The following is a 25395-nucleotide window of genomic DNA, read 5'->3' on the forward strand; positions in this document are numbered from 1 at the left end:
GGCCGATGCGCCGGACCGTCGCGATGGTCGCGCTCACTGCGTCGATTATGTTCACCGCCGGTTGCTCGACAGCGGGCGGTTCTGGAACAGGCGGAGACACGGGGCCGTTCTCGGCCGTCATCGAGGATGCACCCACCGCGATCGGGGTCTCCGATGGCGACCTCTGGCCCAGCTGTTGGTCGGACGACGACGCCCTCTACACGGCGAACGGCGACGGCGCGGGGTTCGGAAACGAGTTCAGCGACATCGTAATGAACCGGGTCACCGGCACCCCGGCATCCGACGATCTAGAAGGCGAAGGACTCGCACTCGGCGATGAGCTCGGCCAGGTGTGGTCGGGCGAGGGGTTCACGCGCAAGCCGACCGGCATGCTGTGCACGGACGGCACGATCTTCCTGGCTGTGCAGGATCTGGCTCGGGATTTCAATGCCGCTCCCGCCGCAACGATCGCGCACAGCGACGATCACGGCCAGACCTGGAAGTGGGACACGGCCGCGCCGATGTTCGACGACGGCGTGTTCACGACGATCTGGTTCGCTGATTACGGTCAGGACGCGGCATCCGCCCCCGACCCCGAGTACGCGTACGCCTACGGACTCGACGGCAACTGGCGCGACTCGTTCTCGGACGTCGTGCCAGACCCCACCGAGCTGTTCCTTGCTCGAGTGCCGGTCGACTCGGTGCAGGATGCCGCGGCGTGGCAGTTCTACGCCGGCGAACCGGGCGATGCCGAGGCGACCTGGACCGGCGACATCGCCTCGAAGCGTCCGGTGCTGATCGACGAGCGACGCCAGCATGATCTGAGCGTCATCTCGCAGGGCGGCGTGACGTATCTGCCGAAGCACGACCGTTATGTCTATACGTCCTGGACGGAGTTCACATTCGAGTTCTACGAGTCGCCGACTCCATGGGGACCGTGGGAGCCGTTCCTGACGGAAGACTTCGGGGAGTACCCATGGGATGCAGAGCAGATCGGCGGGTACGGCACGACGATCCCCTCGAAGTTCGTCTCAGAGGACGAGAAGACGATGTGGGTGCAGTCGAACGTGTGCCCATGCGCGCCGGCGGGTACCACCTCGTACTGGTTCGGGCTGCGCGAGATGACGCTGGAAGATTCCGCCAAGTGAGACGAGGATGACGACATGACCGACGCAACCTATCCAGATCTTGACTGCAAGCTCGCCGTCGTCACCGGCGGCGGCCGCGGCATCGGGCTCGCGACCGTCCGGCGGCTGCTCGATCAGGGCGCGCGGGTCATCGTCGTCGACCTGAACATGACGGTCGGCGATGTCGGTCAGGCGGATGCGGATGGCTGGCAATCGGTGAGCGGTGAGGTCGAGCTCGACTTCGTGCGCGTCGACGTGACGGATCCGGATGCTGTCGCCGAGTTCGCCCGCATCGTCGCAGAGCGCCACGGCGCTCCGGACGTCGTGCTGAACGCCGCCGGTATCGTTCGCTCGGCGAGCGCGGAGGAGATGAGCGCCGCAGACTGGCGCCAGGTCGTGGACATCAATCTGTCCGGCGTCTTCTACGTCTCGCAGGCACTCGGGCGTCTCATGCTCGACGCCGGACGCGGTTCGATCGTCAACATCGCGTCGATGAGCGGCGCCATCAGCAATTACCCGCAGAAGCAATCCAGCTACAACGCCTCCAAGGCCGGCGTCGCCCATCTCTCTCGCACGCTCGCGGGTGAGTGGGCCAGTCGCGGCGTACGCGTGAACTCGGTCTCGCCCGGTTACATCGCGACAGATCTGACTGCGGCCCTCCTGGAGCGGGAGCCGGAGTTGGGCGTCACGTGGCGCGAGCGCACGCCGATCGGCCGCCTGGGTACGCCGGACGAGGTGGCATCCGTCATCCTCTTCCTCGCGTCGGACGCCTCGAGCTTCGTCGTCGGCACCGACCTCGTCGCGGACGGCGGCTACACGGTCTGGTGAGATTCGGTCGGTGACCGAATCGAGAACGGGTATGGCGCCGCTATCAGTGGTCGCGCATGGCGCCGTCATCACTCCACGCGTTCCAGAGGTCTGCGTAGCCTCCGGCGGCTGACACGAGTTCGTCGTGCGTGCCGAGTTCCACCAGGCGCCCTGCGTCGACGACGGCGATGCGATCCGCGTCGTGCGCAGTGGACAGCCGATGCGCGATGGCGATGACAGTGCGACCGGCCAGCGCGGCACCGAGCGCCGACTCCAGTTCGCGGGCGGCTCCCGGATCCATCGACGATGTCGCCTCGTCCAGCACGATCGTGCGCGGGTCGGCGAGTACGACTCGCGCAAGGGCGAGCTGCTGCTCCTGTGCGCCGCTGAGCACATGACCGCCTCTGCCGACCATGGTGTGCCATCCTTCCTCCAGCGCGGTGATCCACCGCTGTGCTCCGACCGTCGTCAGCGCCGCTGACAACTGCATGTCATTCGCATCTGGGCGCGCGAGAAGAACGTTGTCGCGAATGCTCGTCGCGAAGATGTGGCTCTCCTGCGTCACGAGCAGTACGGCACGGCGCCGATGCGCGACGTCGAGCTCGGCGAGGTCGACTCCTCCGACACAGACGCGGCCGGCAGCCGGCGAGTCCAGCCCCGCGAGCAGGCGCGCCAGAGTCGACTTTCCCGCTCCGGATGGTCCGACAACAGCCAGACGCTCGCCCGGAACGATGTGCAGCGACACCCCGTGCAACACCTCCCGGCCCGCGCGATAGGCGAAGCGCACATCATGCAGCTCGACATCCCCCGAGGCAGGACCAACGGCAGGGTCAACGGCAGTAGCCGCGGCGGGGTGCGCGATGGGGACTGGGTCATGCTCCTGCGGCGTACGGCTGATGCCGAGAACACGGGCGAATGATACGAAGCCGCGCTGCAGCTCATCCGTGCACTCGATGAGCGACTCCATCGGAGCGACCAGCGCGGATGCGTACAAGGTGACAGCGACCACGGCGCCGATCGAGACCCGCCCATCGATCGCGAGCCAGCCGCCCCACGCAAGTGAGGCGAACACCGGAATCGCGAACGAGAGGTTCGACCACGGCAGCATCATCTGGCGCAGACGGATACGCCCGACCGCCGCAGACCAGTGCGCGCCGATCGTCTGATCTATCGATCGGTTGCGCGCATCCTGAAGGCTCAGCGCCTCGACGGTGCGAGAGCCGGACGATGTCTCGTGCACCGACGCGAACATCGCGCCGTAGCTGCCACCCAGCCGGTGGTAAACCGCGGGGGCCCGGCGCACGTACCATCGCATCACCACCACCAGCAGCGGCAGCGCGAGCAGGTACACCGGCGCGATCAGAGGCGCGGTCAAGGCAGCGGCGACGACGGTGAGCACGACGGTCACCACGGCGATGAGCGTCTGAGGTATCGCATCACGCACCGTGCCGCCGAGCGAGCGGACATCCTGCGTGGTCCGCGTGACGAGCTCACCTGTACCACCGCGTTCGATCAGGCCGATCGGCAGCCGCAGCGCGTTCCTCATGAACTCGTCGCGTACGCCGCGGAATACGTCCTCGCCGAGCACGAGTGCAGTCCGCGTCGCCAGTAGCAGCAGTGCCGCCTGCGTTACGACACTGACGATCATCCCTCCGCAGAACAACGCGATGACGCCACCATCAGCTCCCGCATCCAACCGATCGATGAGTGCCCCGAACAGCTTCGGCGGTGCGAGAGCGGCCACAGCCGCCGCCCCGTAAAGCACCGCGATCAGGACGAACCGGCCGCGCCGATCACGCCAGAAATTCGACAGCGCAGCCCACACGTCGCGACTGCTCGCGATCGGGAGTGTCGGATCACTCATCGTGTCGCCTCCTTCTCGTCAGCGGCAGGTTCCGGTTGTGCTCGCAGCACAGCGGTGACGTAGGCGCCGTCTCTTCTCAGCAGTTCGTCATGAGTGCCGTCGGCGCGCACCTCGCCGTCTATGACGAGTGCGACTCGATCAGCGACGCTCAACACGAGCGGGCTCGAGGTGACGATGATCGTCGTGCGCCCTCGGCGATGTGAGCGGATGCCGTCGGCCATTCGCTCCTCGGTGGCGGCGTCCACGGACGAAGTGGGATCGTGCAACACGAGAACCTCGGGCTCGGAGAGCAGGGCTCGCGCTGCTCCGAGCCGCTGGCGCTGGCCGCCGGAGAACTCGATGCCTCCCTCGCCGACGAGCACTCCCAGACCACCGTCCACCGACTCGATGACGTCGAGCGCATCGACGCTTCTCACCGCTCGCAGCAGTGCATCGTCGTCGTGCTGAGCCCACGGGTCGAGCACGCTGCGCAGCGTTCCACTGAAGAGGAACGGTACGGGGTCGGAGACGACGACAGCGCTGCGGACCTGCTCGATCGGCAGTCGGCAGATGCTGTCGCCATGCAACCGTACGGCAGGCGCCACGGCATCCGGCTCGTCAGCGTCCTTTCCTTCGACGTCCATTCGTCCGAGCCGATCCACGAATTCCCTCGCCTCGGAAGAGTTCGGAATCACCACCGCGAGCAACTCGCCATCCCGCACGGTCACACCGGTCCGCTCGTCTACGAGCGCCGGCATCTCCGCTGCGGCATCCGACGCTCGGCTCTCCCCGTCCTGGGCCCACAGCGGGTCGACCTCCAACACGTCGACGACCTTGCGTGCACCGATGAAGCCGGAGACCACGACTCGCAACACCTGGTTGAACAGCGCCACCGGCATCATCATGAAGCCGGCGTAGCCGTAGAAGGAGACGAGCTCGCCGACTTGCAGGTCGCCCTGAGCGACCAGCCCGGCGCCGATCCACGTCAGCGTGGCGACCAGGATGCCGGCGATGAGCACGTTCAGGCCTTCGGCAGCCGCCAGCGGCCAGGACGCCTTCTTCGCCGCTTTACCCAACTGCGACGAATGCGTGCGAAAGCGCGACAGGAACTGCTCCTCGCCGCCAATACCGCGCAGCACGCGCATTCCTTTGACGCTGTCGGCGGCGACGGCGTTCATCTGCTCCGAGGCTTTGCGGACGATCCATTGCCGCTTGTGCAGAGACTTCACGAGCGCGAACTGCACGAGTGCGAACGCCGGTACGCCGACGACGACGAGCAGGCCGAGCAGCAGCGAATCACGCAACAGCAGCGCGGACACCGTGATGAACGCGACCAGCGAAGAGATCAGGGAACCGACGTTGATCGGAATGAAGCTGATCGCCCAGGAATCCGACGACGCCACCGTCACCATCGCTCCCGCCGGCAGCTTCTGGTCGGCTGCCACCGTCACCCTGGTCGACGCACGGGCGATCACCTGACTCACCCGGCTCGAGGCGCGCTCGAAGTTCACCGAACCGGCGCGGTCACGAAGACCCTGAATCAGCGAATGCTGCAACTGAAGCCAGATCACGACCGCGAGCCAGCGCAAGAATGCGGCAAAGTCGCCGGCGACGAGGCCTTCGTCGATCGCGCGTCCGATGGCCCAGGGCGTGAGGGCGAGTCCCAGCAGCCAGATGATGTCGCACACAGTTCCCTGCACAACGGTGGTCCACTGCATCCGGGTGATCCAGAGTAGGAAGCCGCCGGGCGTCACCCCAGCCGGCGGCGCGGTGTACGGTTCGGGGACGGCGCGCATGGGCGCTCCTTAAATTCGCTGAGTGAACACGGGAGTCGCCGTCGACCCGATTCGGCGTCGACGGCATGGTCCTTCACCTCGATCGGGTGCGGACTCGACGTTCTGTGTCACTTGCGCATGTCGAGCACACTATCGGATTTTCTATGAAACCGATATCAGCATGGGTAAAGCAATCGCTATCACCGTCGTTTCCTCGCTCACCGTACGATCGAGGCATGACCGACTCTGCGCTCGTCCTGGTCGCCAACGCCGGCGAAGGATCCATCAGCACCTTCCGCCTCAAGAACGGGAGGATCGAGCTCCTCGCCGTCACTGACGGACTCCCCGGATGCTCGACCTTCGCTGTCGACTCCGACCGCGATCTCGTCTATGCGGGTGTGAAAGGCGAGCCCGCCGGCATCCTGACCCTGTCGCTGGACCGCCAAAGCGGACGGCTCACTCCGCAGTCCCGGCTCGATCTCCCAGGCGGGGGCATGAATTATCTCGCCATCGTGCGGGGTGGCACAGCGCTTCTTGGTGCGTCATACGGCGGCGGCTACGGCATCAGCTGCCCGGTTTCAGGCGACGTCGTCGGCGAGCCGGTTTCGAAGATCGAGTTCCCGAACCTGCACTCGGTGTTGCCGAGCGTCGATGGCCGATTCGCCTACTTCGTGTCGCTCGGCGCGGATATCGTGGCGCAGTACGCACTCGACGGAGACTTCCGACTCGTACCGCTGACCCCGCAGACGGTGGAAGCACCGGCCGGCAGCGGCCCGCGCCACCTCGTGCTGAACGACGCACAGGACGCGGCGTACGTGCTCACCGAGTTCTCCGGTGAGGTGCTCCACTACTCTCGCGACGCCCGGAGCGGGCGGCTCGAGCTCCGCGACGCGACCACCGCGTACGACACGACCAAGGACCTCGGCCACAGCGTTTTCGGCGCTGACCCGCTTGCGAACCACTACATCTGGGGCGCCGACCTGCACTTCGGCGCGGGGGGCAACTGGCTGTGGAGCTCGGAACGCACCGAGAGCACACTGGGTGCGGTGGCAGTGGCCGATGACGGATCGGTGTCGGCACCGACGCGCTTCACCGTCACCGAGACACAGCCACGCGGGTTCGCCGTCAGCCCCGACGGCGCCTATCTCATCGCCGCCGGAGAACGGTCGACGACCGTCTCCCTCTACGCCGTCCGCGATGATGAGCTCGAACTGCTTCAGCGGGCCGAAACCGGCACCGGCGCGAACTGGGTGCGCTTCGTCTGACCAACAACGGTCCACGGAATCTCGGTAACGCGAAGGCGAGCCGCACCATATGGGATCAGGTCGATCATCTGCACGTCTCCTTGCACAGAAACGGGACTCATCGGGGGTGCTGCGGCCGCGCCGTGCTCGACCCGCCACCCCGGGGCCCGACTCGCCGAGGCGCGCAGTCGCATGGGAGCGCCGTCCGGAGTGAACGGCTCATCCCCGAGCGGTCCGCGCGCGAGCTCAACCTCGGGTCGCTTGGCACCCGGGTCGAGCACGAGTGCGAGATTCCATGGGCTCAGCGGCAGCACCTCCCACATCTCGTGTGGCGGCTCGCCGCCGATCACGCGCCATCCCTCTTCGATCGCAGCGGCGAAGACGATCGGGCCACGGGTCAGAGTCACAGCGTCGTTGAATCCGCGTCGCACCTCGACGGGGACGTCCCACTGCAGCACGATCCGATGCCGGCCGCCCCAGTGCCGATCGAGCGTGATCGACGTCCCGGCGGACGGCGAGAGCGGTTCCTCCCCGTCGACCGTCACCGTCGAATCGCGCGCCCAGCCGGGAATCCGCAGATGCAGCGGGAAGGCCGCTCCGGTACCGGCGGTGATCTCGATCATCACACGATCCTCGAACGGATACTGCGACTCCACCCGCACCCGCACAGCGGCACCCGTCACCTCGGTGTCGATCTCGCACGGCGCGTACGAGATCGCTGCTAGTCCGCCATCCTGGCTTCGCATCCACAGACGGGACGCGAACTTGGGCCAGCCCTGGTGTCGATTCGCCGTGCAGCAGCCGAAGTGCGGAGCGAGCGCGAAGGTGTTCGACTCCGGACCGTTGTTCGTGTACACACGGTCCTCAGTGACGTGGCAGATCACCTGGTTCGCCTGCTGATCGTACTGGTGGGCCGATTCGTCCGAGCGCGCGCTGGCGGGCAGCGCATTGAACGCGAGGCGTTCGAGGCGGTCTGCGACGTGCTCGTCGGCGCCCCACGCCTCCAGTGCCGTCTCCAGCGAGAACATGAGCTCCACGACCGTGCAGGTCTCGGTCCCCTGCGACGGATTCGTGCCGGCGAGGTGCTCGTCGCTGGTGAACAGTCCCGTCGCTTGGCCGTGGTGCCGGTCGAGTCGCTCGAGCATCGACGAGAACGCCGCGCGTTGCCGTTCATCGCCGCTGGCCCGCCACCACACAGGCATCGCCTTCAGCCCCATCGCGATGTTCACACCGTGCGTGGCGAGGAAGTCGTCGTTCATCCACACGCCGTCGGCACGGTCCTCGAAGCTGTGGAGAACGGCATCCGTCACCTTCTCGCGGTACGGAAAGGTCTCCGCGTGCTCGGTCCAGTCGTAGCCCTGTTCGCGCACGAGCACGGCAACCTCGAGCAGGGTATCGTCGCCGGTCTGCTCGTGCAGTTCGAGGATCGACATCACGAGGTCGGCCCACCTCACCCGCCCCCACTCATGCAGCGGGTGCGCAGCGAGGACGTGGCCGATCCGCTTGACCAGGCGCACGGCGGCCGGGATGATCCGCTTGTCGCCGGTCGCAGAATGGAACTGCAGGAGCGCCTTCAGGACGATCATCCGCGGCCACACGTCATAGTCCCCGAAGTCGGCGTGGTGCAGTTCCGATGGGTCGCCGGCGGCCGGTCCGATCCATCCGTCGTTCGTCTGATGCTCGATGATGTGGTCTACCCAGCGAGTGACCTTCCCGATGAGTTTCGCGTCGCCGGTCAGGAAGGCGAGCGGCACCATGGCGTCGAGCCAATACGGTCCGCGCTCCCATCCCTCTGCCGGTCCGCCGATCCACCCGCTGTCGCGCACATCAGGCCAGAACTCGTCAAGTGTGCCGCCCATGCCCGTCAGCTGGCGATCGAGCTGGCCTCGCAACCATCCGGCCGGCCGCAGCTGTCCGAGCGGGAGTGGTGTCAGAGTTCGCGCGAAGGACGCGACGGAATCGCGCGCTGTCGGAGTCATGGTGCCTCTGCCTACTTCAGCCCCGCCATCTTGATGTTGCCGATGATCTGGCGCTGGAAGATAAGGAACAGGATGACCACGGGCGCGGCCGCGAGCACGGAACCTGCCATCAGCAGTCCCAGTTCCGTCGAGCGCTCGGAGCGGAACGTCGCGAGGTACTGCTGCACGACGAAACGCTCAGGGCTGGTGATCGTCAGGATCGGCCAGACGTAGGAGTTCCAGTACGCGAGGAACGCAGTGATGCCCATCACGACGAACGGCGGCTTCGACAGCGGCAGGAAGATCCGCACGAAGATCGCGAATCGTCCGCATCCGTCGAGCATCGCCGCCTCTTCGAGGCTCGCCGGGATGTTGAGGTAGAACTGCCGGATGAAGAACACCGTCGCCGCGCTCGCGGCTCCTGGCAGAACGAGCACCGCGAGGGTGTCGAGCATGCTGAGCTTGGTGACGACGATGAAGCTGGTGAGGAGGATGGTCATGGCCGGAATGAACATCGTGGTGATGACGATCGTCCAGATCGTCTTCTTAAACCGGAACTCCAACCGTGCGAAGGCGTACGCCGCGAGCGAGTTGATCGTGAGGCTGAGGAGCGTGAACAGGACGGCGCCCATGAACGTCCACCCCATGGTGAGCGTGAACGTGGGATCCGCCAGGATCTGCACGTAGTTCTCCCACTTCCACACCTCCGGGAAGAACTGGAACGGCGTCTGAATGACCTCGGTCTTCGACTTGAAGCCGGCGATCACCATCCATGCGAGCGGGAAGAGCGCGGCCACCAGGAACAGGAGTCCGGCGATCCCCTTGCCGATGAGCACCAGCCACGAGCCGGGTGTGCGCGGCAGCGGCTTGCGCTGGGGCTCTTTGCCTGCGAGGACGATCCGCGTCGTGTCCTGAACGATGGCCATCTCAGTCCACCAGCCTCTCCGAGTTGACGAATCTGAAGACCACGGCCGAGACCGTGCCCAGCACCACGAACATCAGCAGGGCGGCGGCGATCGAGTAGCCGACGTTGATGTCGTTGCGGAAGTGATTGAAGATGAACAGGTTCGGCAGCATGGTCGAATCCAGAGGCCCGCCGTTCGTCATGACGAGCGGAAGTTCGAACTGCTGAATCGCGGCGACGAAGCCGGTGATCAGAAGGTAGAGGAGGATGTTCTTCATCTGCGGGAGTGTGATGTAGGCGGTCTTCTGCCACCAGTTCGCGCCCTCCATCGCGGCGGCCTCGTAGAACTCCTGCGGGATGTCGACCATCGCCGCCACCATGATCAGAGACGTGAGCCCCATGCCCAGCCAGATCGCAGGGACGGCGATCGCGAGCAGTGCCCATGCGGGATCGCCGATCCAGGCGATCGGGTCGATGCCGAAGAACGCGAGGAACCAGTTGAGCAGGCCGCCGGAGTAGTCGTAGATGAGTACGAAGATGATCGAGGTGATCACCGCGGAGATGATCGTCGGGATGTAGATGCTGACCTTCAGGATGCCGGCGAACCTCTTGCCGACGCTGACGACCAGACTGGCGAAAAGGAATGCCAGGACCAGCATGGGCGGCACGGTCAACGCCACGAAGCCGAAGCCGCGGGCGACCGACGCCCAGAACAGCGGGTCTGACATCACATCCGTGAAGTTCTTCCAGCCGACGAACTCAGGGTCCTTGTAGAAGCTCCAGTTCTGGAACGAGAGGTAGCCCGCGTAGATCGCCGGCCAGATCACGAAGATCCCGAGCAGCACCACCACCGGCACCAGGAACCAGTAGGCGATCTTGTCGTCCCGGAATCGATGCCGGTTCTGCCTCTGCCGGATCATCCGGCGTTCTTGCACAGCTTGACTGGCCATGTCCACCTCATCGTTCGGGTGCGTCACGGTTCGAGGGCCGGGATGATCCCGGCCCTCGACGTGAGCGCTGTCAGTTCTTCGGAGCCTTATCGGCCAGTCCGTCGCGGTCGATCACGGTCTGGATCGCCTTGTTCGCGGTGTTGATCGCGTCATCGGCAGATGCTGCGCCCTTCATCACGGTCTCGAGCGCGGTTCCCACTGCCAGGGACACGTCCCAGGGATAGGTCGGCTCGGGGATCGCGGTGGGTGCGATCTCGTTGACGATGATGTCCGACCAGGGTGCGTCGGCGGCTTCGTCGCTCTCGGCGACGGCATCCTGCACGGACTGCCGGACCGGCACCTTCGTGAACTGCGTGTCGACGAAGAACGGCACGACGTTCTCCGGGTCGCCGGCGATCGCCCAGCTGAGGAACTCACCGGCGGCCTCGGCGTTCTTGGTCTTCGCGTCGACGACCCACTTGAAGTTGCCGAGCGTGGTGGCCGTGCGGTCGTCGGAACCCGACGCACTCGGGAACGCGCCGATGCCAATGTTGGTGAGCATGTCGGGGTAGTCCGACCCCATCTCCGACATCGTCCACGAGCCGGAAACCTTGAAGGCGACCTTCTGCTCGCCGAAGTCCTTGCCCTCGACGTAGGCAGCGAGCGGCTGCTTCGGCATGTACCCGTTGTCCCAAAGCGACTTGTACTGCTCCATAAGATCGCGGTAGCCGTCATCGTCGATGTTCGGCGCGGTCCAATCGTCGGTAAGAGCGGTGTGCCCGGCGAAGTTGTACTGCTGTCCGACGGACGACCAGGCGAAGGTGGCTGCGTCCTGCGCGGGAGAGATGCAGTATTGGCCCGAGGCAAGCGTCGGCTTGATCTCAGCGCAGGCGGCCAGGAGTTCGTCCCACGTTTCAGGACCGTTCTCCGTGTCGACGCCCGCCGCGTCGAGTAGCTCCTTGTTCCAGTAGAGCACGGTCTGCGGCTCAAGCAGCAAGGGGTAGGCGTAGTAGGTGCCGTCGATCTCGGAAACCGACTTCGCGGAGTCAATGATCTCGGCCAACGCGTCCTCAGGGACGATGGAGTCGAGGTCGTGCAGTTGCCCGGCGTTCACCGCATCCTGGATGCTGCCCGAGTGGGTGTAGACATCAGGCGCCTTGCCCGCGGCCTGGGCGGCCTTCATCTTCTGATCCCACGTGTCGCCGGGAACCTCGGTGTCGACGACCTTGATCTCGTCCTGCGACTCGTTGAATTTCTTGACGATGCCCTCGTACCACTCGTTCTCGACCGGAGTGAACGTCCGGTGCCAGAACTGAATGGTCGTGACTCCGTCTTCTCCTCCGCCGTCTCCGGCGGACTCGCCGGGGGTGCTGGAGCCGCAGCCGGCCAGCAGACCGACTGCGGTGACCGCGCTGAGGGCCGACAGAGTGATCCGCCTTCTGCGGGATGTGTTGATTGCCATGGGTTCCTCCTCAGGAACGTGACTCGACATCGAGTCATGCTGTTCGGGCTGGTGCCAGGGAGCCGGTTGATCGGGTCGCCGTCGACCGGTAGACGACACGCTAGACGAAATCGATTTCAAGCACAAGCGGGAAAGAGGCGAATGCGAGGAGAATTCCCGCATCCGCCTCTCCCACCTCACCGAATCAGTGTCCGGTCTGCCTGCGGCGAACGGCGGTCATCACGCCTCCCGCCACGAGCAGCAGAGTGCCGATGACCAGTGGCACGATCAGCGCCACGCCATCGGAACCCGTCGCCGCCAGCGGCCCGCCGTCGCCGCTTCCGCCCGATGCAGGAAGCGCACCAGGCGCCGGGTCGGTCGGTCCGCCCCCGCCAGGTGCCGTCGGCGGAACCGTGACTGGCGGGTCGGTCGGATCCACCGGGTCGGTCGGATCCACCGGGTCGGTCGGATCCACGGGATCGGTCGGATCCACGGGATCGGTCGGATCCACGGGATCGGTCGGATCCACCTTGACCACGGCGAGATCATCGATCTGCACCCACCGATCGCCGTTCAGCGCCGTCCCGACGAAGGCCTCGACGCTGGTGGCCGATCCGGAGTTGAACGCGACCTCGAACCGCTGATAGGGCGCGACCGCGGTGAAGCCGGTCGATCCGAGCGCTGCCGCCCCTGGACCGACCTCGCGCACACCGAAGGTCCCGTCGGCCGGCACACCTCCCGTGATCACGAAGCCCGAGAAGACGTAATCCGTGTTCGGCTCGACGGCGACTGCCTGATGCACGTCCACGGTGCCGGCGTTGCTGCGCATCCACGCTTGGCGACTGCCCGCATACGACCAGGCGTGATTCGTGTCGATCCCGCAGTTGCCGTTGCACGCCCAAGGTGCGGCGATCGTCGAGCTATGTTCGAAACTGGGGTTCTGGATGAGATTCGGGTTCGTGATCGAGCCGTCCTCGTCGAGGTGGACGCGCACGAGGAAGACGTTGTACGGATCCCACTGCGACATCGCGACGTAGAGATCAGGACCCGACGACCAGGGGTGGATGTATCCGCCGTAGAGGCCAGGATAATCGAGCGAGTTCGCGATGCCTTCACCCTGCGTCCAGGGGCCTTCCGGGCTGTCTGCGGTTCGCAGCAGCATCGTGCCGTCGGCCTTGCCGTCCAGAGTCACCATCAGCCATTTCCCAGTGTACTCGTTGAACTGCACGGACAGCTCGGAGTTCATCGGAGGCACGATCGCGACGGCGTTCGTGCCGTCGCCCGCACTCCATGCCGCACCGTCCCAGTACCGCCAGGCCGCCTTGTCGAGCATGTCGGTCTCCGCGACGCGCGCGACATGGACGGCGCCGAGACGGCCGTTCGGCGTGCCGAACATGTAGACGTACCCGTCGCGCTTCTCGAAGGCGACCATCTGGAACGGATGCTGCGGACCATCCGGATCCGCCCACTGCGACGCCGTCGCCGTGTTCTGCCAGGTCGGGCCGTCGGTGGAGTTCCACGTCTCGCCGTTGTCGTCCGAATACGCGATCCGGCTGAAGTTCGTCCACCACTGGCCGGGGGGACCCCACTCGCGCACCGACATGAATGCCATGTACTGCCGATCGCCGACCGCGATGCCGGCCGTCGGAATCGTGGTCATCTCGTCGCCCGAGATCTTCTTCGACGGGATCAGCTCGCCCGCATGCCCCGGCACATCCTCAACCGCGGAGTCGAAGCTCATGCCGTCGCTGAGGTCGGTGTCCGTGGAGCGCAGGAGCACATTCGAGCGCCAGTCGCCTCCGCCGCCGCCCGGCCCTCCCCAGTCCCCGAACGTGTCGCCGAAGGCGGTGAGCACCTCGTCCTCGCCGTTGTCCCACATAATCCCGAGGTCGGTACCGGTGACCCGCCATCGGTCGGCCACGTCGGTCGTCGCGCTGCTTCCGGTCATCTGCGCGATCATCACCGCCGGTGACGACGGGAGAGGTTCAGCAGCAGCGGCACCGGTACCGGCGGCGCCGAGGCCGGCGATCGCCAGCAGTGCGCCGACGGCGCACGCGATCCTCGGCCGCGCTCGGCGTCGAGCGAGGCGGGGAGATGAAGGTGGGGTCACGACGTTCCTTTCGACACGCTCCCGCCGCGCGACGGGCACCACGAAACAACGGTGCGAGCATCGCGGCGAGGAGCTGATTGGCATCGGCATCCGGTCGGAGGACAGCATCGTCACCCGCGAATGAAACCGATTTCAACACAGAATAGGGAGAGTCGCGCGACCCGTCAAGAGGCGCGTTCGAGATCGGCCGAGAACCAGAACACGTTGTACGGCCCCCACAGCGACAGCGTGAAGTAGATCGTCTGACCATCGCCCGACACGTATCGCGGGTTGAGGTACGGCGAGTAGAGACCGGGATGGTCGGCGCCCGAAACCAGTTCGTGGGGATCGCCCCATGGCCCCCATGGCGTGGCCCCTTCTCGGATGTACGCGGTGCCCGCGTCCGAGTACGTCATGATCCAGCGGTCGAGATAGGTCGACCACATCACCGACAGCTCGCCGATGGTTCCCTCGACGATCGTCTCGGCATCCGACATCTCGGAACTCCAATGCGGCTCCGCGCCGTCCGCCCCGACGAAGTACTCGTAGGAGGTCTGATCCTCGACCGCTTCCTCCGTCGCGGGCACACGCATGAGCTGAACACCGCCGAAGCGTCCTGATGGGATCGCCCAGAAGTAGACGTAGTCGACGCCGTCCTCGGTGACCGGCACTGTCGCGAACTGGACGAAGTTCGAATCCCCCGGCCACTGCACGCCCTCGACCGGCATCCAGGAAGCGCCGTCATCACGCGAGACGATCAGCGCGGAGTGGTTCGCATCCCAAGCGCCCGGCTCGCCCCAGTGGCGCACAGACATGTACGAGACGTAGATCGTCTCACCCACCGCGAAGCCGTAGGTCGGAATCTTCGTGACCTCGCCTTCCGCGTCGTTGGCGTCGTGATCGCCCTCGGTGAGCGCGGCGGCCAGCCCGATGTCATCCGTGACCCAGTCGTCGAAGGTGATGCCGTCGCTCGGGTCGGCATCCGTCGTCCAGGCCGCGACATTGGAGCGCCAGAACCCTCCCTGCCCTCCGATGGACTCGGGATCGCGTTCGCCGAACGTGTCGCCGAAGAAGAAGTACGTCCTGTCGTCGACGTTCACCATGGAGCCCAGATCCGTGCCGGCGACAGAGACCGACGAGGTGTCGTTGATCGCGTCCGGCCCCGTGAGCTGAGCGATCTCCGTGAGATTCGAGACGCCGTCGAGAACGAACGGCTTGTCCGGATTCGGATCGACGATCACGCTCGCTCCACTTGAACATGCCGCGAGCCCGATGGCCAGCAGAGCGGATGCTGCGACCGCAGCGGTACGGCGAACGGACGTGCGGTCATGTCGCATGATCCTCCTCGATCAGCGCCACTCTAGCGAAATCGATTTCAGGTCGCTACCGTGTTCAGGATGCACTCATCATGGACACGACCAGAGCCGACCGAGAACACCGAGCCGCGCTGGGGGCACGCCGACGGCATGCAAGTCGGCATTCCGCCGATCCCCGGGCCACGCGGGCTGCTGCGGATCTTCACGCCATACCTCGACCACCCCCGCGAGCGTCTGGTGAACTTCATCGCGATCGAGCCCGTCGTCGAGGGGCAGACCGAGCGCGGGTACTCCGAACTCGAGCCGAGCACGCTCGATCCTGGCCTGCGCGGCAAGCGCCTCTGGTCCATGGATCGCCCAGGCGACGGCCCCGACGGTGTCGCGCAGGGCGTGACCGAAACCATCGACGGCGTCGAGTGCCTCACGGTCTGGATCGGCGTCGAGCGCTTCGACAGCGGGGCGGATGTGCGGGTGCGCGTGCGTTTCCGAGCCGATCGCCCGCACGAGGTGGAGGTCGCCGGCTTCGCCGAGGATGCGTCGGCGCCGCTGAGCCACCTGATCCTCACAGCCACCATGGGCAACTGGGCACGACTGCGCACACTGGAGCTCTCCGACCGCACAGTGACTCCGGCTGAACTCTGGCCCGGGTTCTCCGGCACGGCATTCGCCGAGCACGCCCGATTCGCGTTGTCCGAGTTGCGACGCGACGGCGAGGCCGCTGTCGTGAGCGCCGTCGGCGATGAGACCGAACCGTGGTCCGCCGTCTACTCCGACGACACGGCGAAGCACTGGCACTTCTTCGGCCGCCTGGCCAGACAGACGTGGACCGTCGATGACCCGCATCCAGAGCTCGAGGCACTCGTGAACGCGCGGTGGTCGTACTGGGCGAGCGCGTCTCCCATTCCTGGCGGACCCGCGTTCGAGAACTTCGAGGTCGTGGAGCCGTTCAGGCAGGGCGCGGCGTTCCGGTTCTCGGTCGAGCCGCTGGATTGATCACGCGAGAGGGGCGCGGGCTCAGCGGTGCCGCGCCACAACCTGCGCGACCGCTTCGCGCTCAGCATCCGTCGGCTCGGCGATGGCCATGCGGCAGTGCGTGTCGGTGACGCCGAGGGCGCGATAGCCCTCTTTCATGCGCGCCATGTCACCGCCGATGAGCGAGACGACCTCGTCGACATCCGCCTGCGCTGCGGCGATGGCGGCGGCGTCTCCCGAACGAGCGGCATCCGCCAGCGCCCGGAACGGCTTCGGCGTCACCGATGAGACGCCAGAGACGACACCCTGGGCGCCCGCTCCGACTGCGGCGATGAGGTCACGGTCGGCGCCGGTGTAGAGCTCGAAGCCCTCGGGCACCACGGCGCGGTATGCAGCGATCTCTTCCAGCGACAATTCGCTGATCTTCGCGCCGACGACGTTCGGCAGGGCGGACAGCCGTACCAGGAGCTCAGGCGAGACCGGGTTTCCACTGCGCGCAGGGTAGATGTACACGTACAGGCGCCCGTCGCCGACCGCATCCGACACGGCCTGGAAGTAGTCGAAGATCGCGTCATCGGTCGAACGCAGGTAGTACGGGGTGAGCGCGGCGAACTCGGTTGCACCGAGGTCGCGCGCGATCCGTGTGAGCCGAACGGCTTCGAAGGTGCTGGGCTGGCCGACGTGCACCACGACGCGCATCAGATCAGCGAGCTCTGCGAGCGCGGCCTCGATCAGAGACGTGAATTCGGCCATGTCCACAGCGGGGAACTCACCCGTCGTCCCGAGCACGAAAGCGCCCTCGTTGCCCGACTCCCCCACGAACCGGAAGATCGCACGCGATCCCTCGAGATCGAGGCTCCCGTCGCGGTGGAACGCGGTCGGAATCGCCGTGAGGATGTCGTAACGGGTCACTTCTTGTTCTCCTTGGAGTTCTTGCGAAGCCGACGGCTCTTCGCCGCCTGCGGGTTGCGCACCGTCGAGGTGAGCAGGTCTGGGTCGGCGGCGAGCTCTTCATGCGCCTTCGAGAGCTGCGTCACGCTTGCCGTGTCGAGCACGGAATCGGCGAAGGATGCGCGCTCTGCGCGGGGCTTGCGTGCGGCGCGGATCGCAGGCATCACGATCGACAGCACAGCGAGCACGAGCAGCACGATCGCGATCGGGCTGACGACCTCGAAGAACGGCCTCGTCGGCAGGATCGCCAGCGTGCGGGCCAGATTCTCCTCGGCCAGCGGGCCGAGCAGCAGCCCCAGGACGACCGGCCCTGCCGGCACCTGCATCCGCTTGAGCAGCACTCCGACGACACCGAACACGAGCATCGTGATGACGGTCGAGAGGCTGTTCGACGTGGCGTAGGTGCCGATGATGCAGAAGATCAGGATGCCGCTCCACAGGTACGGCTGCGGCACATCGAGCAGTTTCACCATGCCCTTCATGCGCACGAGGCTGAGTCCCAGAGAGAGCAGGGTGGCGACGAGCATGATGCCGACGATCGACACGACGAGGTCGGGCCGCTCGGTGAACAGCGTGGGGCCGGGGGTGATGCCCCAGATGATCATCGATCCGATCATGACCGCCATCACCGAGTCACCGGGGATGCCGAGCGCCATGGTCGTGGTGAGCGATCCGCCGAGTGTCGCGCTGGATGCCGTGTCGGATGCCGCGACGCCCTCGATCGAACCCTTCCCGAACATCTCCGGGTGCTTGGAGGCCTTGCGGGCGCGCTCCCAGCCGATGAGTCCCGCGATGTCGCCACCCGCGGCGGGGATGAGCCCGACGCCGAGACCGACGGCGCCTGCGACTGCTGTGGCGCGTCCGCTCTGCTTGAATTCGGACTTGTTCGGCCACCAGCGACCGAGACTCGAGATCGGACGCACGTGGCTCTTGCGGTGGGTGAGCAGCTGATCGAACAGTTCGGCGATGCCGAAGAGCCCGATGATGACGGCGATGAAGTTCACGCCTTCGACGAGATCGAGCGAACCGAACGTGAAACGCTTGTCGGCGGTGGCCGCGTAGGTGCCGACGGTGCCGAGCATGAGTCCGAACACGCCGGCGAGGATGCCCTTGAGCATCGACTTCGACGAGATGCCGATCATGATCGCGATGCCGAACACGACGAGCGCGAACAGCTCGGGCGATTTGAAGTAGTCGCGGGCGAAGCTCGCGATCGGCACGGCCGCCAGCGCGAAGAGCACGAGCGAGGCGAGGATGCCGACGGCCGAGACGATGGCCGACATAGTGAGGGCGAGGCCGGCCCTGCCCTGTTTCGCCATCGGATAGCCGTCGAGCGTGGTGGCGATGGATGCCGGAGTACCCGGAGTGTTGATGAGGATCGACGGCACCCGGTCGCCGAAGTTCGCGGCGACATAGATCGTGAGCAGCACCGCGAGGCCCTGCACGGGTTCCAGAGTCATGGTGAAGCCGGCGGCGAGCGCGACGGCCATGGTCGCCGTGATGCCGGGGAACGCCCCGACCATGAAGCCGAGCAGCAGTCCGACGAGCATGTACAGCAGGATCGAGATGTCGAGGAGCGAGTTCAGCCCCTCCAGCAGCGGGGTCATAGCGGGATCCTCAGCAGCATCCCGAACACGACGTAGATGAACGCCGTGATGGATGCGGTGTAGATGACGAGACTCAGCCAGCGCCGGTGCCCGTAGACGAGCATGAGGCCGGCCATGAGCAGGGCGGCGGCGATCGGGAACACCTCGACGCGGTAGCCGAACAGGATGACGGACCCGAGCGACCACAGCGCGATGAACGCGATCGAGATCACGAGCGTCGCCGCGACCCGTACGACGCCTCCCGGCTGGATGCGCTCGATGTCCTCACGGCCCGGCGCGGGTCGGGTGATGGCGATGACGAGGAGCACGATCGCCACGACGATGCCGGTGACGGCAAGGACCATCGGCCAGAAGCGCGCATCGATCTGCCCGGGAGCAGCCTCGCGCCGGAGGGAGATCTGAGTGGTGAGCGCCAGGTAGCCGACGGTCACCGCGAGCGCGACGATGGCGAACGCGATCTCAAGCCCACGCGACGGCGTCGCGCCCTGGTACTCGTCGCTCTCGGCGACTTCTGTTGAAGACATGTGCTTCCTCCGACGGATGCGGAGGTCGGAGAGTGACCCCGACCTCCGCAAGGTGATCAACCCAGCAGATCCTGGAACAGCGCGAACTGTTCGCCGACGAACTCGGTGAACTCGGCGGAGTCGCGGTAGACGACCAGGTTTCCGGCGTCTTCCTGGAACTTCGTGTAGGTGTCGGATTCGACGGCCTCCTTGATGGCGGCCTCGAGGGTGTCGTGCACGTCATCCGGCAGGCCTGCCGGAGCGTAGATTCCGCCCCAACCGCCGAAGACGAGCTCGGTGCCGATGGCCTCTTCCGCCGTGGGCACGTCTGGTGCGTCGGGGTGGCGCTCATCGTTCATCACGGCGAGGATGCGCACTGCGTCGCCCTGCGAAAGTGCTTCGCCGAGCCCGGAGACCGCGGCGACGGTCTCACCGGACGCAGCCGCGGCGACGGCGGGTGCGCCGCCGTCATACGGAACCGGAGTGACCTCTCCGCCGGTCTCCGCGCCCAGCGCGATGCTCGCCGCCTCCCAGATCGAACCGGCGCCCGAGTTGGCGATCGTGACCGGTGCCGTCTTGGACTGTGCGACGAGATCTTCGAGCGTCTGGATGTCGCTGCCGGCCGACACCGTGATGACGCCGGGGGCGAGCATGATCTGGCCGAGCATGTCGAAGTTCTCGGGCAGGACGTTCGCATCCTGCGTCGTGTTGAGCATGGCGATCTCGACCGGGCCGAAGCCGATCACGTAGCCGTCGGGGTCCTGCTCGGCGACGTACTCCATCGCGAGCGCACCGGCGGCGCCAGGCATGTTCTCCGGGATGACACTGACGTCGAGGATCTTCTCGAGTTCGGTGGCCAGCGCGCGCGACGACAGATCGGAGCCACCGCCAGGGTTGGCCTGGATGATCAGCCGGATGTCCTTCTCGGGGAAGGAGGACGCAGCATCGCCGCCCTCTTCCACCTTCGTGCATCCGGACATGATCAGTGCGGCTGCGGTGAAGACCGCGGCGGCTGCGAGCACGCGGTTCACACGCTTGATGGGCATCTTTGCTCCTCTTTGAGTGCAGGTGGGGACCGTACCAACGGACCCGAGCGTAGCATTGTTGACTGTTAACAGTCAACGTCGCATGGGTCGTCGATGTCCGAGGTCGTCGGGGCAGGGCCGCGGACGCGGGACTGCCAGGTCAGGGCAAGCGGATCAGGGTCGCCGCTGCGACAGCTCGCTGAGCATCCGATCGCGCGCACCGTCGAGATGCTCGGTGAGCACGGTGGCGGCCTGCTCGGGCGAACCGGTGCGCATCACGTCCATGAGCCTGACATGATCGCCCGACGACTCGTGCAGGTCATCGTCGTGATTGATCGTCACCTCGAGAAGTGCTGAGAAGGTGGGCAGGTACTGCTGCCATGCGCCCGCCAGCCGCGGATGGTCGGCGAGGGCGTAGATCTGCGAATGGAACTCGAGATCCGCAGCGACGAACGCGGCGTGATCGCCGGAATCGGCGGCCTCTCCCATGCGTCCGACGGCCGCAGCCATCGCTGTCCAGCGTGAGGGGTCCTCGACGCGCATCGCCCGCGACAACGCCAGCTGCTCGAGGGCGCCCCGCAGGCTGTAGAGCTGATCGACGTCGTCGTGGGTGAGGCCGACGATGTACACCCCGCGCGGGCGCTGCACCTCGACCAGCTTCTCGAAGCTCAGCTGCGTCAGGGCGTCGCGGATCGGACCGCGACTGACGGCGAACTCCTCGGCCAGCGCTTCCTCGGTGATGCGCTCGCCCGGAGCGAGCTCTCCACGAACGATGCGCTGTCGCAGCACACCCGCGACCTGGGCGCCAAGAGATTCACCGCGCTTCACTGTCTGCGTCAAGATGACCTCCTGTTTACTGTTGACAGGATACACACCCGGCAGCCATCGGCGCACTGAGGAACAGGGTCGAGGCGTCAGTCCTCGCCGCGACCGCCCGGCCGCCACAGCACGATGTCGGTGGAGCGGCGGATGCGGCGGCCGCTCGGCACGGGGACGACGCCGCTCGCACCGGCGGCGAACACACGCACGCCGGGGCGGTTCTCGCGTTCGGCGCGCAGTGCGCCTTCGAGATCGACGACTCTGCGGCGCAGCATCCGCACCTCGTCCTCGAGATCGAGCAGGCGAGCGATCGCGGGCAGGCTCATGCCATCGGCGGAGAGGCGGGCGACCTCGCGCAGCTGGGCGATGTTGCGTGCCGAGTAGCGGCGGGAGCCGCCGCGCGTGCGACCAGGGACGACGAGTCCTATCCGGTCGTACTGACGCAGAGTCTGCGGGTGCATGCCCGCGAACTCCGCGGCGACGGCGATCGCGAAGATCGGGGCGTCTTCATCCTCGACCATCGCGATCACCTCCGCTCGACCCGTTCATCAGGCCTGCGCCTTCGCCATCAACTCCGCACGCGGGTTCTCCTTCGGCTCCAGGTCGTGGAACTTCTGCAGCGCTTCGCGCGCGGCATCGTCCAGGTGCGTCGGCACCGCGACCTGCAGCTCGGCGAGGAGATCGCCCGTGCCCTTCGACGATGCGACGCCGCGGCCCTTGACGCGCAGGACACGTCCGGAGGGCGTACCCGGTGCGACACGGAGCTTCACGATGTCGCCCGCCAGGGTCGGCACCTCGATCGTCGCGCCGAGCGTCGCCTCGGTGAAGGTCACCGGCACCGTCAGGCGCAGGTTCAGACCGTCGCGAGTGAAGACCGGATGCGGACGCACCTTGATCTGCACGACGATGTCGCCGTTCTCCCCACCGTCGGGAGATGGGCGACCGCGGCCCCGCAGACGGATCTTCTGCCCGTCTGCGACACCGGCAGGGATCTTCACCTTGAACGGCTTGCCGTCCTCGCCCTGCAGCGAGATGGTCTCGCCTTGCACGGCGGTCGCGAAGTCGAGCGTCGTGCGCGCAGTGACGTCCGCGCCCTTCTGCGGTCCGCCGAATCCGCGGTATCCGCCGCTCGTCTGGCCGAAGCGGCCGGAGCCGAAGTTCCCGCCCTGACTCTGATTGAACATCGCGAAGATGTCCTCGAAGTCGGCGTTGCTCTGGCCCCGCCCGCCCTGACCGAACCGGCTGAACACGTCTTCGAAGCCGCCAGCGCCGCCGCCGCTCGCCGTGAACCGCGCACCCGAACCCATGGCCCGGATCTCGTCGTACTCCTTGCGCTGCTCCGAATCCGAGAGCACCGAGTACGCCTCGCTGATCTCCTTGAACATCGCCTCGGCCTTCGCATCACCCTGATTGGAGTCGGGGTGGTACTTGCGCGCGAGTTTGCGGTACGTCTTCTTCAGATCCGCATCACTGACGTCCTTCGCGACGCCGAGCGTCTTGTAGAAGTCCTTGTCGAACCAGTCCTGGCTAGCCATCGATCACCCGCCTACTCAGCGGGCACCGCGACGACGACCTTCGCCGGGCGCAGCTCGACATCGCCGAGACGATATCCCACCTCGACGACCTCAAGGATCGTCGAGGATTCTGCGCCTGGAGTCGGCTGCTGGAAGATCGCCTCATGGTGCTGCGGGTCGAAGATCTCGCCCTTCTCCCCATAGGCGACGACGCCGAGACGCTCGACCATTGCACGGATCTTCTCGCCGATCACGAAGAACGGCGTCCCGTCGACGAGATCGCCGTGCTGGGTCGCACGGTCGAGGTCGTCGAGCACGGGGATCAGGCCCTTGGCCGCTTCGCCCTTCGCGCGGTCGATCTCGAGCTGACGCTGCTCTTCGGTACGCCGACGGTAGTTGGCGTACTCGGCCTGCAGTCGCTTGAGGTCGTTGAGCAGAGTGCTCTCGAGGTCGGCGAGCACGGCGTCCTCCGCCGCGGCCTCACCGGTCTGCTCCGCGCCGAGGATGTCGTCGACCGTGAGGTCGTCGTCGGATCCTTCGGCAGCGGCAGCCTCCGCAGAGTCAGGGTTCTCCTGCGACGCTGCGCCTTCCTGCGGCGATGGGCCGGATGCCGCAGCATCCGACCCCTCGTCCTCAGGAACTTCACCGTTCTCGTTGAAGTTCTTGTCTGTCATGGTTACTTCTTCTCGTCCTCGTCTTCGACGACCTCGGCGTCGACGACGTCCTCCTCGTCGGAGGCGTCACCGGCCGGGGCCTCGCCCTCAGCGGACTCGCCGGCTGCGGCATCCGCCTGGGACTGTGCGTAGATCGCCTCACCGAGCTTGCCCTGCGACTCGTTCAGCTTGTCGAACGCCACCTTCACGGCGTCGTCGTCCTCGCCGGCGAGAGCCGTCTTCAGAGCATCGACGTCAGCCTGGACGGTGTCCTTGACGTCGGCGGGGAGCTTGTCCTCGTTCTCCTTGATGAGCTTCTCGATCGAGTACGAGAGGGTCTCGGCCTGGTTGCGCTGCTCGAGAGCGTCTGCACGCTTCTTGTCGTCAGCGGCGTTCTCCTCCGCCTCGCGGACCATGCGCTCGATGTCTTCCTTCGACAGCGACGAGCCGCCGGTGATCGTCATCGACTGCTCCTTGCCGGTGCCCTTGTCCTTGGCGGACACGTGCACGATGCCGTTCGCGTCGATGTCGAACGTGACCTCGACCTGCGGGATGCCACGGGGAGCCGGAGCGATGCCCGTGAGCTCGAACGTACCGAGCGGCTTGTTGTCGCGGGTGAACTCGCGCTCGCCCTGGAAGACCTGGATCGCGACGGACGGCTGGTTGTCGTCTGCCGTGGTGAAGGTCTCGCTGCGCTTGGTCGGGATGGCCGTGTTGCGCTCGATGAGCTTGGTCATCCGGCCGCCCTTGGTCTCGATGCCGAGGCTCAGCGGGGTGACGTCGATGAGCAGGACGTCCTTGCGCTCGCCCTTGAGGACACCGGCCTGGAGCGCGGCTCCGACGGCGACGACCTCGTCAGGGTTGACGCCCTTGTTCGCTTCCTTGCCGGTCTCGCGCTTGACGAGTTCGGCGACGGCGGGCATACGGGTCGATCCACCGACGAGCACGACGTGGTCGATGTCTGCGACCTTGACGTTCGCCTCGCGGATGACGTCCTCGAAGGGCTTCTTGGTGCGGTCAAGCAGGTCCTTGGTGAGGTCCTCGAACTTCGCGCGCGTGATCGTCTCGCTCAGCGACACGGGGCCCGACTCGGTCAGAGACAGGTACGGCAGGTTGATCGAGGTGCTGGTCGAGGAGGAGAGCTCCTTCTTCGCCTGCTCCGCAGCCTCCTTCAGACGCTGCAGGGCGATCTTGTCGCCCGAGACGTCGACGCCGGTGGTCTCCTTGAACTGCTTGATGAGGTGGTCGACCAGGCGCTGGTCCCAGTCGTCACCGCCGAGGCGGTTGTCACCTGCAGTCGAGCGCACCTGGATCGTGGAGAAGTCGTCGTCCTTGCCCACCTCGAGCAGCGAGACGTCGAACGTTCCGCCACCGAGGTCGAAGACGAGGATGAGCTCGTCTTCCTTGCCGCGGTCGAGGCCGTAGGCCAGAGCGGCGGCGGTCGGCTCGTTGATGATGCGCAGCACGTTGAGGCCCGCGATCTCACCGGCTTCCTTCGTGGCCTGACGCTCGGCGTCGTTGAAGTAGGCGGGGACGGTGATGACGGCATCCGTCACGGTGTCACCGAGGTAGGACTCGGCGTCGCGCTTGAGCTTCATGAGGATGCGCGCGGAGATCTCCTGCGGCGTCCACTTCTTGCCGTCGATCTCGAAGCTCCAGTCGGTGCCCATGTGGCGCTTGACGGATGCGACGGTGCGGTCGACGTTCGTGACGGCCTGGCGCTTCGCGGTCTCACCGACGAGCACCTCGCCGTCCTTCGTGTATGCGACCACCGAGGGAGTGGTGCGGAAGCCCTCGGCGTTGGCGATGACCTTCGGCTCGCCACCTTCGAGGACGCTGACGACGGAGTTCGTCGTACCGAGGTCGATTCCAACAGCACGTGCCATGTGATTTCTCCTTCTGTTGCTGACGTTGGTTGATTCTTAAACCTGCGGCGACC

21 protein-coding genes are annotated in these 25395 nt (G+C 66.0%); 4 read left to right on the plus strand and 17 right to left on the minus strand.

The genetic code is table 11. The annotated features are described in order from the left end of the window. Positions 1-5 precede the first annotated feature (5 nt). Together IEV67_RS02675 and IEV67_RS02680 are read left to right on the plus strand one after the other, a co-directional pair. Positions 6-1127, plus strand: a complete 1122-nt coding sequence (locus tag IEV67_RS02675; RefSeq protein WP_188434991.1) for a DUF4185 domain-containing protein — start codon at positions 6-8, stop codon at positions 1125-1127. A 15-nt stretch (positions 1128-1142) separates the two neighbouring features. Continuing rightward, positions 1143-1934, plus strand: coding sequence for an SDR family NAD(P)-dependent oxidoreductase (locus tag IEV67_RS02680; RefSeq protein WP_188434993.1), 792 nt, complete (start codon positions 1143-1145; stop codon positions 1932-1934). 43 nt (positions 1935-1977) lie between these two features. Here the strand turns inward: IEV67_RS02680 and IEV67_RS02685 are convergent, their stop codons facing one another. Both IEV67_RS02685 and IEV67_RS02690 read right to left on the minus strand, forming a co-directional pair. Next, the gene (locus tag IEV67_RS02685) at positions 1978-3777 is read right to left on the minus strand and encodes an ABC transporter ATP-binding protein (RefSeq protein WP_188434994.1); all 1800 of its coding nucleotides are present in this window, start codon (positions 3775-3777) and stop codon (positions 1978-1980) included. Continuing rightward, positions 3774-5552 (minus strand): ABC transporter transmembrane domain-containing protein, encoded by a 1779-nt coding sequence (locus IEV67_RS02690; protein WP_188434996.1) that lies wholly within the window; start codon positions 5550-5552, stop codon positions 3774-3776. The genes IEV67_RS02685 and IEV67_RS02690 overlap by 4 nt, the downstream gene beginning before the upstream one ends. A 215-nt stretch (positions 5553-5767) precedes the next feature. On the opposite strand from IEV67_RS02690, the gene IEV67_RS02695 reads away from it, so the two are divergent. Beyond that, positions 5768-6796, plus strand: coding sequence for a lactonase family protein (locus IEV67_RS02695; protein WP_188434998.1), 1029 nt, complete (start codon positions 5768-5770; stop codon positions 6794-6796). Here IEV67_RS02695 and IEV67_RS02700 read toward each other — a convergent pair. The 6 genes from IEV67_RS02700 to IEV67_RS02725 all read right to left on the minus strand — a co-directional run bounded on the left by IEV67_RS02700 (position 6748) and on the right by IEV67_RS02725 (position 15433). Beyond that, positions 6748-8754, minus strand: coding sequence for a beta-L-arabinofuranosidase domain-containing protein (locus IEV67_RS02700; protein WP_188435000.1), 2007 nt, complete (start codon positions 8752-8754; stop codon positions 6748-6750). The genes IEV67_RS02695 and IEV67_RS02700 overlap by 49 nt on opposite strands. Positions 8755-8765: 11 nt before the next feature. After that, complete coding sequence (locus tag IEV67_RS02705) at positions 8766-9659, minus strand: carbohydrate ABC transporter permease (RefSeq protein ID WP_188435001.1); 894 nt, start codon at positions 9657-9659, stop codon at positions 8766-8768. A 1-nt stretch (position 9660) separates the two neighbouring features. After that, positions 9661-10587 (minus strand): carbohydrate ABC transporter permease, encoded by a 927-nt coding sequence (locus IEV67_RS02710; protein ID WP_188435003.1) that lies wholly within the window; start codon positions 10585-10587, stop codon positions 9661-9663. Positions 10588-10657: 70 nt separating this feature from the next. Next, positions 10658-12028 (minus strand): ABC transporter substrate-binding protein, encoded by a 1371-nt coding sequence (locus IEV67_RS02715; protein WP_188435005.1) that lies wholly within the window; start codon positions 12026-12028, stop codon positions 10658-10660. A 184-nt stretch (positions 12029-12212) separates the two neighbouring features. Beyond that, complete coding sequence (locus IEV67_RS02720) at positions 12213-14117, minus strand: glycoside hydrolase family 183 protein (RefSeq protein ID WP_229702658.1); 1905 nt, start codon at positions 14115-14117, stop codon at positions 12213-12215. A 164-nt stretch (positions 14118-14281) separates the two neighbouring features. Next, positions 14282-15433 carry a glycoside hydrolase family 183 protein gene (locus IEV67_RS02725; RefSeq protein ID WP_188435008.1) on the minus strand — a complete coding sequence of 384 codons (1152 nt, stop codon included), beginning with the start codon at positions 15431-15433 and terminating at the stop codon, positions 14282-14284. Positions 15434-15493: 60 nt separating this feature from the next. On the opposite strand from IEV67_RS02725, the gene IEV67_RS02730 reads away from it, so the two are divergent. After that, the gene (locus tag IEV67_RS02730; RefSeq protein ID WP_229702660.1) at positions 15494-16405 is read left to right on the plus strand and encodes a hypothetical protein; all 912 of its coding nucleotides are present in this window, start codon (positions 15494-15496) and stop codon (positions 16403-16405) included. 21 nt (positions 16406-16426) lie between these two features. Here IEV67_RS02730 and IEV67_RS02735 read toward each other — a convergent pair whose 3' ends face one another. From IEV67_RS02735 to dnaK, 9 genes are all read right to left on the minus strand, one after another. Then, positions 16427-17296 carry a dihydrodipicolinate synthase family protein gene (locus tag IEV67_RS02735; protein ID WP_188435009.1) on the minus strand — a complete coding sequence of 290 codons (870 nt, stop codon included), beginning with the start codon at positions 17294-17296 and terminating at the stop codon, positions 16427-16429. Next, positions 17293-18942, minus strand: coding sequence for a tripartite tricarboxylate transporter permease (locus tag IEV67_RS02740; protein ID WP_188435010.1), 1650 nt, complete (start codon positions 18940-18942; stop codon positions 17293-17295). Before IEV67_RS02740 ends, IEV67_RS02735 begins: the two co-directional genes overlap by 4 nt. Continuing rightward, a complete protein-coding gene (locus IEV67_RS02745; protein ID WP_188435011.1) occupies positions 18939-19466 on the minus strand; it encodes a tripartite tricarboxylate transporter TctB family protein in 528 nt (175 codons plus the stop codon). Before IEV67_RS02745 ends, IEV67_RS02740 begins: the two co-directional genes overlap by 4 nt. A 56-nt stretch (positions 19467-19522) precedes the next feature. Continuing rightward, positions 19523-20491 (minus strand): tripartite tricarboxylate transporter substrate binding protein, encoded by a 969-nt coding sequence (locus IEV67_RS02750; RefSeq protein WP_188435012.1) that lies wholly within the window; start codon positions 20489-20491, stop codon positions 19523-19525. A 153-nt stretch (positions 20492-20644) separates the two neighbouring features. Continuing rightward, positions 20645-21310, minus strand: a complete 666-nt coding sequence (locus tag IEV67_RS02755) for a GntR family transcriptional regulator (RefSeq protein ID WP_188435013.1) — start codon at positions 21308-21310, stop codon at positions 20645-20647. A gap of 74 nt (positions 21311-21384) precedes the next feature. Continuing rightward, on the minus strand, positions 21385-21810 hold the full coding sequence (locus IEV67_RS02760; protein ID WP_188435015.1) for a heat shock protein transcriptional repressor HspR: 426 nt from the start codon (positions 21808-21810) through the stop codon (positions 21385-21387). Positions 21811-21837: 27 nt separating this feature from the next. Then, the gene (locus tag IEV67_RS02765) at positions 21838-22824 is read right to left on the minus strand and encodes a DnaJ C-terminal domain-containing protein (RefSeq protein WP_188435017.1); all 987 of its coding nucleotides are present in this window, start codon (positions 22822-22824) and stop codon (positions 21838-21840) included. A gap of 11 nt (positions 22825-22835) precedes the next feature. Further along, positions 22836-23477, minus strand: a complete 642-nt coding sequence (locus IEV67_RS02770) for a nucleotide exchange factor GrpE (RefSeq protein ID WP_188435019.1) — start codon at positions 23475-23477, stop codon at positions 22836-22838. A 2-nt stretch (positions 23478-23479) separates the two neighbouring features. Further along, positions 23480-25342, minus strand: a complete 1863-nt coding sequence (gene dnaK / locus IEV67_RS02775) for a molecular chaperone DnaK (protein WP_188435021.1) — start codon at positions 25340-25342, stop codon at positions 23480-23482. Positions 25343-25395 lie beyond the last annotated feature (53 nt).

The organism is Microbacterium murale, from assembly GCF_014635185.1.
Classification (GTDB): domain Bacteria; phylum Actinomycetota; class Actinomycetes; order Actinomycetales; family Microbacteriaceae; genus Microbacterium; species Microbacterium murale.